The organism is Lysobacter sp. CFH 32150, assembly GCF_022758295.1.
GTDB lineage: Bacteria > Pseudomonadota > Gammaproteobacteria > Xanthomonadales > Xanthomonadaceae > CFH-32150.
Window position 1 is genome coordinate 252,176 of the sequence record NZ_JALDWJ010000003.1, and the last position, 12,016, is coordinate 264,191.

Annotated in this window: 7 protein-coding genes; 4 read left to right on the forward strand and 3 right to left on the reverse strand. The window is 64.7% G+C overall.

The window, feature by feature from the left end:
• Nucleotides 1–45: 45 nt before the first annotated feature.
• Together clpB and MO486_RS07390 are read left to right on the forward strand one after the other, a co-directional pair.
• Nucleotides 46–2,646, forward strand: a complete 2,601-nt coding sequence (gene clpB / locus MO486_RS07385) for an ATP-dependent chaperone ClpB (RefSeq protein WP_242905681.1) — start codon at nt 46–48, stop codon at nt 2,644–2,646.
• 56 nt (nt 2,647–2,702) lie between these two features.
• A complete protein-coding gene (locus MO486_RS07390; RefSeq protein ID WP_242905683.1) occupies nt 2,703–4,976 on the forward strand; it encodes an EAL domain-containing protein in 2,274 nt (757 codons plus the stop codon).
• A gap of 66 nt (nt 4,977–5,042) precedes the next feature.
• On the opposite strand, the gene MO486_RS07395 is transcribed toward MO486_RS07390, so the two are convergent.
• On the reverse strand, nt 5,043–7,472 hold the full coding sequence (locus tag MO486_RS07395; protein ID WP_242905686.1) for a TonB-dependent receptor: 2,430 nt from the start codon (nt 7,470–7,472) through the stop codon (nt 5,043–5,045).
• Nucleotides 7,473–7,577: 105 nt separating this feature from the next.
• Between MO486_RS07395 and abc-f the strand changes: the two genes are divergently transcribed.
• Nucleotides 7,578–9,473, forward strand: a complete 1,896-nt coding sequence (abc-f, locus tag MO486_RS07400; protein ID WP_242905687.1) for a ribosomal protection-like ABC-F family protein — start codon at nt 7,578–7,580, stop codon at nt 9,471–9,473.
• A 9-nt stretch (nt 9,474–9,482) separates the two neighbouring features.
• Here the strand turns inward: abc-f and MO486_RS07405 are convergent, their stop codons facing one another.
• On the reverse strand, nt 9,483–10,388 hold the full coding sequence (locus MO486_RS07405; RefSeq protein WP_242905690.1) for a PhzF family phenazine biosynthesis isomerase: 906 nt from the start codon (nt 10,386–10,388) through the stop codon (nt 9,483–9,485).
• 147 nt (nt 10,389–10,535) lie between these two features.
• On the opposite strand from MO486_RS07405, the gene MO486_RS07410 reads away from it, so the two are divergent.
• Nucleotides 10,536–10,853: a zinc ribbon domain-containing protein gene (locus MO486_RS07410; RefSeq protein WP_242905693.1), complete on the forward strand. Its 318-nt coding sequence runs from the start codon at nt 10,536–10,538 to the stop codon at nt 10,851–10,853.
• Between the two features lie 7 nt (nt 10,854–10,860).
• Here MO486_RS07410 and MO486_RS07415 read toward each other — a convergent pair whose 3' ends face one another.
• Nucleotides 10,861–11,949, reverse strand: a complete 1,089-nt coding sequence (locus MO486_RS07415) for a DUF3011 domain-containing protein (protein ID WP_242905695.1) — start codon at nt 11,947–11,949, stop codon at nt 10,861–10,863.
• Nucleotides 11,950–12,016: the final 67 nt, after the last annotated feature.

The following is a 12,016-nucleotide window of genomic DNA, read 5'->3' on the forward strand; positions in this document are numbered from 1 at the left end:
CAGGCTATCGCCGGTTCGCCGGCCCAAGTTCTGGAGATCCCGTCCATGCGCATGGACAAACTTACTTCGCGTTTCCAGGAGGCACTCAGCGACGCGCAGTCGCTGGCCGTCGGGCGCGACCACAACCTGATCGAACCCGCGCACTTGCTGGCCGCCTTGCTCGACCAGCAAGGCGGCGGCACGCGGCCGTTGCTGGCGCAGGCCGGCGTCAACGTGCCGCTGCTGCGCGAACGGCTTGGCGAGATCCTGGAGAAGTTGCCGAAGGTGTCCGGGCAAGCCGGCAGCGTGTCGGTGGGCAACGATCTTGGGCGACTGCTCAATGTCACCGACAAGCTGGCGCAGCAGCGCGGCGACGCCTTCATCGCTTCGGAATTGTTCCTGCTTGCCGCGTTGGAAGACAGCGGCGACGCCGGCCGTGCGCTGAAGGCTGCCGGCGCCAACAAACAGAAACTCGAAACTGCGATCGACGCCATGCGGGGAGGCGAGAAGGTGCAATCCGAGAATGCCGAGGACCAGCGCCAGGCGCTGGAGAAGTACACCATCGATCTCACCGCGCGCGCCGAGAGCGGCAAGCTCGATCCGGTGATCGGTCGCGACGAAGAGATTCGTCGCACCATCCAGGTCCTGCAGCGCCGCACCAAGAACAATCCGGTGCTGATCGGTGAGCCCGGCGTCGGCAAGACCGCGATCGTCGAGGGCCTGGCGCAACGCATCATCAACGGCGAGGTGCCCGAGGGCCTCAAGGGCAAGCGCGTGCTGTCGCTGGACATGGGCGCGCTGATCGCGGGAGCCAAGTTTCGCGGCGAATTTGAAGAGCGGTTGAAGGCTGTGCTCAATGATCTGGCCAAGAACGAAGGCCAGATCATCCTGTTCATCGACGAACTGCACACCATGGTCGGCGCGGGCAAGGCCGAAGGCAGCATGGATGCCGGCAACATGTTGAAACCGGCGCTTGCGCGCGGCGAATTGCACTGCATCGGTGCGACCACGCTCGACGAATACCGCAAGTACGTCGAGAAGGACGCCGCGCTGGAGCGTCGCTTCCAGAAAGTGTTCGTCGGCGAGCCCAGCGTCGAGGACACCATCGCGATCCTGCGCGGCTTGAAGGAACGCTACGCCGTGCACCACGGCGTCGAGATCACCGACCCCGCCATCGTCGCCGCAGCCACACTCTCGCACCGTTACATCGCCGACCGGCAATTGCCGGACAAGGCGATCGACCTGATGGACGAGGCCGCCTCGCGCATCCGCATGGAGATCGACTCCAAGCCGGAAGAGCTCGACCGCAAGGAACGGCGCCTCATCCAGCTCAAGATCCAGCGCGAAGCTTTGAAGAAGGAGAAAGACGCCGAATCGAAGAAACGCCTGGCCGACCTCGAAGCCGAGATCGCCACGCTCGAGCGCGACTTCAACGATCTCGAGGAAGTGTGGAAGGCGGAGAAGGCGACGTTACAAGGTGCCACCAAGCTCAAGGAGCAGATCGAAGCCGCCAAACTCGAACTCGAAGCCGCCCAGCGCAAGCAGGATTACGCTCGGATGAGCGAGTTGCAGTACGGGCTGATTCCGGAGTTTGAAAAACAGTTGGCCACCGCACAGGAAGCGGAGCAGAAGGGTTTCCGTCTGCTGCAGGACAAGGTCACCGAGGAAGAGATCGCAGAAGTCGTTTCGCGCTGGACTGGCATTCCGGTGTCGAAAATGCTGGAAGGCGAGCGCGAGAAGCTGCTGAAGATGGAATCGCAGCTGCAGAAGCGCGTCGTCGGCCAGGCCGAAGCGGTGAAGGCGGTATCGGACGCGATCCGCCGCTCGCGCGCGGGCCTGAGCGATCCAAATCGCCCGAATGGTTCATTCCTGTTCCTCGGTCCGACCGGCGTCGGCAAGACCGAACTGACCAAGGCGCTGGCGGAATTCCTGTTTGACTCATCCGACGCGATGGTGCGCATCGACATGAGCGAGTTCATGGAGAAGCACAGCGTCGCGCGCCTGATCGGTGCGCCGCCAGGCTATGTCGGTTATGAGGAAGGCGGTTACCTGACCGAAGCGGTGCGGCGGCGTCCGTACAGCGTGATCCTGCTCGATGAAGTCGAGAAGGCGCATTCGGATGTGTTCAATGTGCTGCTGCAGGTGTTGGATGACGGTCGCCTGACCGATGGACAGGGGCGCACGGTGGATTTCCGCAATACCGTGATCGTGATGACGTCGAACCTCGGATCACAAATGATCCAGGACATGTCTGTTGAAAGCGGGGCTTCCGACGACTCACCCGAGGCTTACACGCAGATGAAAGCCGCGGTGATGGGCGTCGTCCAGTCGCACTTCCGTCCGGAGTTCATCAACCGGCTCGACGAGATCGTGGTGTTCCATCCGCTCGACAAGGCGCAGATCCGTGAGATCGCGCGTATCCAGACGCAATACCTGGGCAAACGCCTGGCCGAGCGCGGCATCGCCATCGAGATCGGCGAATCGGCGCTGATGCTGCTCGGCAACGTCGGCTTCGACCCGGTCTATGGCGCGCGACCGCTGAAGCGCGCGATCCAGCAGCAACTCGAGAACCCGCTTGCACACAGGATTCTATCTGGCGACTTCGGTAGCGGCGACACGATCAGGGTCGAGGCGGAAGGCGGGCAGTTGGTGTTCCACAAAGCCTGACGTTTCGCCCTTCCAACGGCTCGTGCGCCTGCTGCATTCCGTGCCAACATGGCGCGATGACGAGTGCTGCTCCAGCAATCGGTAATGGATGGTCGTGGGCGCGGAGCCGTAGTGGCAAGATCCTGCTGCTCGGCGCGCTCGGCGTGCTGCTGCAGCAGGTGTCCGTACCCTATACGGCCAACTTGTTCGGGGTGACCAGGGACGCCTCGCTGCTGCACCTGCATATGGGTTTGCTGCTCGCCGTCGCGATGCTGGACCGCGACCGTTGGGTGCTGGCGGGCGCCTTCATTTTGGTCTTCCTGGGTTGGGTGGCGCGGGCCTGGACACAGGCCTACGACATGGCCGTCTGGCTGCCGATCGGGGCGATCGCCTACCTGCTTAGCCTGGGCTGGACCTTGTTGTGCGCACACTGGATGGGTTGGCCCAGGCCGCCGGGCTCGGTCCGCGTCGACAAGCGTGATCTTGCGAGGTTCGCCAGCATCGGCCTGCTGCTGTTCCCGCTCGGGTCGACCGCGATCGCACTGCTGGCCGGCCTGCAACTGAGCGACACCGAGCGCATGGTCGCAGCTGCGCAGATCCTGTTCGCACGGCACTTCGGTGTTGCGGTCCTGACTTTTCCGCTGGTGATGGCGTGGTGCGAACGAAATACGCCACGATCGCGCGCGCTGCGGCCGCACGATTGGTTGTGGCCGCTGCTGCTGTGCCTGGGCGTGGTGGCGAGCATTGCCGCGAGTGAACGCATCCAGGCGGCTTTCGCTGCCTTGCAGGGCGACCGTCCGGTCGTGCTGATGGACTATCGCTTCGCACTGTTCGCGCTGCTGGGCTGGTGTGCGCTGCGCCTGCGCCCACGGTCTTCGATGCTGTTGCTGGTGGCGACGATGTTTGCGCTGGTGGAGGCGATCGCCGGCGCTGCCGAGCGCAACGGCACGCCGCTTGGATTCGTCAATCTCGTGCATCTGGCTTTCGAGTTGAGCGTGCTGCTGATGGCGATGCTGTATTTCGTGGTGATCGAGCGCGAAAGCCGCGAGTTCGCCGCGAGGCTGGAGGACGAAACCCGCCGCGACACCGCCACCGGTTTGCCAAACCTGACCGCGTTGCGACACCACATCGATCGCATGCGCCCGTTGGCCGCGTCTGGTGCGGTGGGCTACTTGCTGCTGGACCATACCGACGATCTGGTGGCCGGTTTCGGCCTGGACATGCAGTCGCGGGTGATGAACACCGTGGCCGTGCGCCTGGCCGGCATTGCCCAGCCGTTCCTGGTCGGCATGGGACAGTTCGCGCTGTTGCCGACCGAAGGGGAAGCGGGCGAGGACCATTGGGAGCGCGCGATCGATGCGGTCGAGGCGATCGAAGTCGATACCGGCGGCCAACGTTTCGGGCTGTCGCCGTACCTGGGTGTCGCGCGCCGGACGGATGCGACGCCGGAAGCGATCGAGGCAGCGCTGCTGCTCGCCTCGCAACTGGCGTTCGAGGCGCGGCGGCGCAACGAGGTGCGGCCGCTGCACGATGACGAGATGTCGTCGTCGCAATCCGGGGCGATGCGACAACAGTTGCATACGGCGACCGATGCGCTGGCGTGCCTGCGCAACCGACGCATGGAATTGCATTTCCAGCCGATCCGCCCGCTCGACAAGAGCCACCCGGGCAACCAGGAACCGGAATATGCGGTCGGCGAAGTGCTCTGCCGCCTGCGCGGCACGCAGGGAGAACTGCTGTATCCGGAAACGTTCCTTGGGCCGATCGAAGCGGTGGGGCGCAGCGTCGAACTCGACCTCGCCGTGGTGCAGACCTTGTTCGAACTGCTGCACCAGCACCCGCGCGCGCTGCCGCGGATGAAGCGCATCGCCATCAACTTGACCGGCCAGAGCCTGGCCTCGGTCAGTTTCAAGCAGCAATTCGAACGATTGCTGGCCGACTCGCCCTTGCCACTGTCCGCGCTCTGTTTCGAGATCACCGAGAACGCGGTGATCGCCAGCGAAGCGCACACGCGCAGCTTCCTCGACGACCTGCGCCAGCGCGGTTGCCGCATCGCCATCGACGACTTCGGCAAGGGCATGCAGAGCTTCGCGCGGTTGAAGGAGCTGCCGGTGGACATCATCAAGATCGACGGCAGCTTCGTCCGCCACGTCGCCGAGCGCGGTCGCGACTACGCGTTGGTCGAAGCCTCGGTCTCGATCGCGCGCGCATTCGATGCCGAGACGGTGGCGGAATTCGTCGAGACCGAGGCGACCGCCGACTGCCTGCGCGAGCTCGGCGTGCAATGGATGCAGGGTTACCTGCATGCGAAGCCGACGTCGTTGGCAGAGATGCTTGCGCTGGCCGACTGACGAAGGTTGCAAAAAGCAAACGGCCCGGGATCACCGGGCCGTTTGCAGGGGCTCACACAAACCGTTTCACCATTTGAAGCCGACCTTGGCATACACGAAGGCGCCGTTGAAGCCGAAGGGCGACGCCGCGCTGTACGGCAACTGGCCGCCGGTCGAGTTGGCGAGCTTCACTTCGTCGGGATACTCATCGGTCACGTTGTCGCCGCCCAGCGTGAATTCCCAACCATTGAGCTTGTAGGTGGCAGCGAGGTCCAGGGTCCACTTGGCGCCGAATGTCTGGTCCTTGGTGAGGTCCGGCGGAATCTGGTTGTTCAATACCGAGAACTCGCCATAGCGCGTGGCACCGGCGTTGAAGCGCCAGCTACCGACATTCCACGTCGTGCCCAGGAAGTATTTGTCGCGCGGTGAGCCGACGGTGATGCGACCGATCTCGATGCGGCCAATGCGGGACGCATTCGGGTCGATCGCCGCCAGTGCCGCGGGATTCGGCGCCACCCGGTCCACTTCCGTCTTCGAGTAGTTGTAGCCTGCAGTGAACTCCAGGTCGCTGCTATCCAGCTTCCAGCGATACGTGCCGACCAGGTCGACTCCGTCAGTGGTGGTGTCGACGGCGTTGGTGAAATAACGTCCACCGCCAATCCCTGGGTAGCCGTTGTTGTTGAGATAGGTGCGCACCGCGGTGCTGGTCAGGTTCTCCGACAGCATGATGCGGTCATCGATCTGGATCCGGTACGCGTCGACCGTGATGTACAGCTCTGCTGCCGGCTGCAACACCAGGCCGAGGCTGTAGTTGATGGACTCTTCCGCTTTCAGTGGTTCGGCGCCCAGCGCGATCGCGGCCGGGTTATCGACGCGGAACGTGCCAACCTCGAACGGCAGGTTGCCGCTGGCGGTCTGGATGAAGTTGGTGGCGATCGACTGGAAGAACTGTTGCTGCAGGGAAGGCGCGCGAAAACCGCTGGACACCGTGCCGCGCAACGCGACCGCGTCGCTGAAGGCATACCGTGCCGACAGCTTGCCGGACGTAGTCGTGCCGAAGTCGCTGTAGTCCTCGTAGCGGGCGGCGATACCTGCAGAAAACTTCTCGGTGATTTCTGCTTCGGCGTCAGCGTAGATCGAATAGTTGTGGCGATCGAAGCTGCCGGCGTCGGTGGGTTTGAAGCCGCTGAACACCTGTGAGCCTGGCGCAGCAGGAGATCCGGACGGCAGCAACGCGCCGCCATTCAAGTAGGACGCCAGTTCACCAGCGCTTTCGATGAATTCTTCGGAGCGATATTCCGCGCCGAACGCTAAGGTCAACGGTCCTGCGAATGCGCCGACCTGGAACGGCCTGCTGATATCGAAGTTGAACACGTCCTGCTTCACTTCCAGTGCGCCCGCATAGAAGTTCAGCGGCGAAGCCAGGCCCATGCTCCGGTTGAGGCTGTTCTCGACCTTGAAGCTGAGGAAGTTGTAGCCGTGGTTGTAGCTGGCGTCCCAGTCCCAATCACCGGAGGTGCCGCGAACACCCGCGACGATGGAGCGGTCCTTCGCCAGGTTGTGGATCTTGGGCAGGAAGCCGTCAGGGTAAATGGCCGGGTTGTTGCGGCTGTCGTTCGGCGCGCGGAAGAATCCGTTCGACAGTGCGTCGCGATTGCTGGCCATGCCGAAGGCGTAGGCCGTCAACGTGTCATTGAAATCCCAGGTGCCGTTGAACGACACCGCGGCCTGGCTGATCTCGGGATCGCCGTAGCGCTGGACGACTTTACCCAACGGCGGCACGGGGCTGGGCAATGGCGTCGCCGACAAATTCACCGGACGCGCGCGATCAGTCTGCTCGTTATGCCCTGCCTGTCCCGCAAGATGCACCAGTCCGCGCTCGCCGCCGAACTTGAAGCCGCCATCGCCGCTGAGCTGCACCTGTGCACCATCGCCGGCGCTCATCTGTCCGTGCTTGGCTTCGATGCCGCCACCTTCGCCGCCCTTCAAGACGATGTTGACCACACCAGCGATCGCGTCCGAACCGTATTGCGCGGAAGCGCCGTCGCGCAGCACTTCCACGCGCTCGACTGCAGACACCGGGATGGCGTTGAGGTCGACGGGCGAGGAGCCGCGACCCTGGCTGCCGTTGAGGTTGATCAGCGCGGTGGTGTGGCGACGCTTGCCGTTGACCAGCACCAGCACTTGGTCCGGCGCGAGGCCGCGCAACTGCGCGGGGCGGACTGCGTCGGTACCGTCAGTAATCGCCGGACGCGGGAAGTTCAGCGCCGGCAGTGCGCGCGAGAGTGCGGTCGCGAGTTCGGACGTGCCGGTCGCTTCCAGCGCTTCCGGCGTGATCACGTCGATCGGGGATAACGATTCGGCGACTGTGCGGTCGCTGGCGCGGGTGCCGGTGACCACCACAGTATCGAGCGTTTTGGCGGGGTCTTTCGCTGGTTCCGGTGTCGGCGTGGTCTGCGCTACAGCGCTGCCGCTGGCAATGGTGAGCAAGGCAAGGACAAGCGAATGGCGCGTCATGCGGAGCCCTCAATTGGAGTGTGATTTCGCTTTAACATGTTTTTTACATTAGCGTCAATCGTTCCATTCGAATGGAACACTAATGCGCACTGATAAAATCGAACGATGATCTCTTTTCGAAACTTCGCCCTGCGCCGGGGCGAACGCCTCCTGTTGTCCGATGTCGACCTCACCCTGCACGCCGGCTGGCGCGTCGGCGTGGTCGGCCGCAATGGCACCGGCAAATCCTCGTTGTTTGCGGCGCTGATGCGCGAGCTGGAAGCGGACAAGGGCGATCTCGACCTGCCCGGCAAGGCGCGCATCGCCTCCGTTGCGCAGGAAACCCCATCGCTCCCGGACGCGGCGATCGATTTCGTGCTCTCGGGCGATGCCGCCGTGCACGATGCGATCCAGGCCGAGGCCAACGCGTTCGCCAACGAGGACTGGGAAGCGGTCGCCGTCGCGCATCACCGCCTCGAAGAACTCAACGGCTACGACGCCAGCGCGCGTGCCGGCCGATTGCTGCATGGCCTCGGCTTTCCTGCCGAGACGCATGCAAAGCCGGTGTCTGATTTCTCCGGCGGCTGGCGCGTGCGCCTGAACGTCGCCCGCGCGCTGATGACGCCGAGCGACCTGCTGCTGCTCGACGAACCGACCAACCACCTCGACCTCGACGCGGTGCTGTGGCTGGAGCAATGGTTGCTGCGTTATCCCGGCACACTGCTGGTGATCTCGCACGACCGCGAGTTCCTCGACAACGTGACCACGCACACGCTGCACCTGCACGAAAGCAAGGCCAAGCTCTACACCGGCGACTACACGGCATTCGAACGCCAGCGCGCCGAACAGTTGCGCCAGCAGCAGATCGCGCACGAGAAGGAACAGGCCGAACGCGCGCACCTGCAGAGCTTCATCGATCGCTTCAAAGCCAAGGCCAGCAAGGCCAAGCAGGCGCAGTCGCGGATGAAGCGGCTGGCGAAGCTGGCCGGAACCGAGGCGGTACGTGCCGAGCGTTCGTTGCGGATCGAATTCCCGGCGCCGCAGCGCTTGCCGAACTCGCTGATCCGCCTGAACCACGTCGATGCGGGGTACCGCGTGGCGCCTGTGGGAGCGACGTCAGTCGCGACTGCAGTGACCATCCTCCATGACGTTGGTTTCGGCCTCGAAGCCGGCGATCGCGTCGGCCTGCTCGGCCCGAACGGCGCCGGTAAATCGACGCTGGTGAAGACCCTGGTCGGCGAACTGCCGCTGCTCGCCGGTGAGCGCAACGCGCATCCAGACCTGCGCATCGGCTACTTCGCCCAGCACACGGTCGAGTCGCTGATGGCCGGGCAGTCGCCGATCGATCACATGCGCAAGCTGTCACCGGATGCATCGACGCAGGCGTTCCGAGATTTCCTCGGTAAGTGGAATTTCCCAGGCGACCGCGCCTTCGAATCGATCGACAGTTTTTCCGGTGGCGAGAAGGCGCGCCTGGCGTTGGCCCTGATCGCATGGAAACAGCCGAACGTCCTGTTGCTCGACGAACCGACCAACCACCTCGACCTCGACATGCGCGAAGCCCTGGCCGAGGCGCTCAGCGATTTCGATGGCGCGATCGTGATGGTGTCGCACGATCGCCACCTGATCGGCCTGGTCTGCGAAACGTTCTGGCGCGTCGCCGGTGGCAAGGTCGAAGCCTTCGACGGCGACCTCGACGAATACGCAGCCTGGCTGCGTTCGCGTCCGGGCAGCGAAGCGGCCAAAGCCGAAAAGCCGGCAAGTCCCGTCCCGCCGCCGGCACCCGTCGCGAAGCAGAAAGTGTCCAAGATCAATCCGCACAAGCTGGCAAAGGCGGAATCGCGTGTCGCCGACCTGGAAACGCGCATCGCGGCGCTCGAAACCGAACTCGCCGCGCCCACGCTCTATGCGGATGGCGGGGCGCGTGCAGCGGCGCTCGGCAAGCAGCAGACCGAGCTGCGCATCGAACTCGAAACCGCCGAGCTGGAATTGCTGGCCCTGTACGAGGCCAACGCAGCCTAGCCGCTTCGTTTACGGCAGCAGCGTGGTCTGGAAACAGGTCACCGCATGGCCGGCGATGCGCACGCCGACCGGCTGCCGGTCGTCGACGCGCACGCTGACGTCGACATAACCGCCGCGGCCATCGCCGGTCGCCTGGCGGGCGCGGAAGCTGAATTCCGGACCGGTCGCATCGACCAGTCCGTGCCGCACCAGGTACGCGCCGAGTGGGCCGTTGGCATTGCCGGTCACCGGGTCTTCGGCGATGCCGATGGCCGGCGCGAACATGCGGCCCTCGGTAAGCGCGTCGTCGTGTTCGCCACGGTCAAGGGTGAAGGCGAAGAAGCCTTTGCTGTCGATTTCGGCGCCAAGCGCTTTCAGTTGCAGTGGGTCAGGGGTCAGCGTGCGCAAGCGCCGGTAATTGCGCAGGCCGACCAGCAACTTGCCGTGGCCCGTGGAGACGAACTGCGGTGGGCAGCGTGGGTCGAGTTCGTCGGGGGCCACGCCCAGCGCAGCCGCCAAGCGTTGCGTCTGTGCCGGCGACAGTGGATCGGCGAAGGTGGGTGGATTCTGGGTGATGACGATGCGCAGATCGTCGCCGTCGCGTTCGGCTTCCACCATTTGCACCCCGGCGCCAGTCAGTTGCCGGCGCATGCCCGTGGCGCCACCGGCCTCGCACGCCAGCGCGTAATGCGCGGCGATGGTGGCGTGTCCGCACACCGGCACCTCGGTCGTCGGCGTGAAGAAGCGCACGTGGACATCATGATCCGGGCCTTGCGCGGGGAGCACGAAGGCGGTCTCGGAGTTGTTGAGCTCGCGCGCGATCAGCAGCATCTGCCGCTCGTCGAGGCCGGCGGCATTGGTGACAACGCCGGCCGGATTGCCCATGAAGCGCTCGCGGGTGAAGGCATCGATCTGGTACAGGCGCAGCGCTTCCATGGCGACTCCGGCGTGAAAGCGACGCAGTCTAGCTGGACGGTGCGCAACAAAAGCCGCGTTCTGGCGCCGTCGACGCGGGGCAAAACGCTTGAAAGCTGGCGCCCAGGCCCCAGACTACCCGCCTGTTCTTCCGCAGTCCCCATCGCCATGCCGATCTACGCTTTCGAATGCACCGCCTGCGGCCATAGTTTCGACCGCCTGCAGAAGCTGTCCGACCCCGACCCCAGCGTCTGCCCGGATTGCGGCGCCGATGCGGTGAAGCGGCAGCTGACCGCGCCGGCGTTCCGCCTGTCCGGCAGCGGCTGGTACGAGACCGATTTCAAGAAAGGTGGCGACAAGCAGCGCAACCTGACCGAGAAGGGCGAGGGTGCCGGCGGCAGTGTGGCCAAGGCCGAAACTGCACCGAAAGCGGAAACCAAGGTTGAGCCCAAGCCGGCGACGAAGTCCGCCGCCGGCGAAGCCTAACTGCGCCCTAACGCGCCCCGAAGCGGGCGCGGCAGCCGGCGCTGACCCAGAGACCGCGGCTGGTGTTGTAACCCCAAGTCAGGCCTTCGGTGCAGCGTGCATTCGAGAGCTGCTGCAACAGATATGGACGACCGCGATTGCGATCCCAGTCGCACGTCGTCGGCAACACGCTGCTGCTGGTGCAGGTCACGGTATACGGAGCAGGGACGGTGTCGCGGACCTGGACGAACTCGCCCCGACAGCCATTCGAGACCCAGACCTGGCCGGGCTTCCAACCCCAGCTCCGGCCCTGGGTGCAGGCGGCGTTCGACAACTGCCGTTGCAGGCGCGACCGGCCGCGCCATGGCGTGTTGCAGGTGTGATCGCGCGAACCGCTGCTTTCGCAACGGATGCTGCCCGTGGTGGGCGGGGCCACCGGCGCGGCGGCGAATTCGCCGCGGCACCCATTGCTGACATAGACCTGTCCCTGCTGCGACTGCCAGGTGCGGCCTTCCTCGCAGGGCGACTTCGACAGCTGGCGCATCAGTCGCGATGTCCCGGACCACGGCGTGCGACAGGTCCGGGCGCGACCATCCGCGCTTTCGCAACGGATGCTGCCGGTGATAGGCGGGACCACCGGGGCGGCGGCGAACTCGCCGCGGCACCCATTGCCGACATACACCTGTCCCTGCTGCGACTGCCAGGTGCGGCCTTCCTCGCAGGGTGACTTCGACAGCTGGCGCACCAGCCGGGTCGGCCCGGACCACGGCGTGCGACAGGTCTGCGCGCGACCATCCACGCTTTCGCAACGAATGGTGCCGCCCGGAACCGGCTGCGGTCCGGTGTTCCCGCCCAGCGACTTCGCGATATCCGCCTTGATCTGGCTGAAGCCCCAGTTCGAGCGGTTGACCTGGTCGATGTAGAAGCGCAGCTGGTCGTCGGGGATACGGCGGCCGTTGGACTGTTCCGAATATTCCAGGCTGATCACCCGGACCTGGTCGTTGTAGGACAGGGTGCGCAGATCCTCGGGCGCGTAAGCCCGCTCCTGGGCCACTAACGGGGCGGCGAGGAACGCAAAGCACAGGGCGATGGCGATGCGTTTGACGATCGACGGCATGGGACTCTCCTTGTAAGCGTCGGTGCAGCGGCGCGAAGCAGTGATACACGACAAACGTTAAAACGGC

What these genes read in the sequence shown, in the direction of transcription:
- MO486_RS07390 (WP_242905683.1), top strand. Translation starts at nt 2,703, where the DNA reads ATGACGAGTGCTGCTCCAGCAATCGGTAATGGATGGTCGTGGGCGCGG.
- MO486_RS07415 (WP_242905695.1), bottom strand. Translation starts at nt 11,949, where the DNA reads ATGCCGTCGATCGTCAAACGCATCGCCATCGCCCTGTGCTTTGCGTTC.
- MO486_RS07395 (WP_242905686.1), bottom strand. Translation starts at nt 7,472, where the DNA reads ATGACGCGCCATTCGCTTGTCCTTGCCTTGCTCACCATTGCCAGCGGC.
- abc-f (WP_242905687.1), top strand. Translation starts at nt 7,578, where the DNA reads ATGATCTCTTTTCGAAACTTCGCCCTGCGCCGGGGCGAACGCCTCCTG.
- MO486_RS07410 (WP_242905693.1), top strand. Translation starts at nt 10,536, where the DNA reads ATGCCGATCTACGCTTTCGAATGCACCGCCTGCGGCCATAGTTTCGAC.
- clpB (WP_242905681.1), top strand. Translation starts at nt 46, where the DNA reads ATGCGCATGGACAAACTTACTTCGCGTTTCCAGGAGGCACTCAGCGAC.
- MO486_RS07405 (WP_242905690.1), bottom strand. Translation starts at nt 10,388, where the DNA reads ATGGAAGCGCTGCGCCTGTACCAGATCGATGCCTTCACCCGCGAGCGC.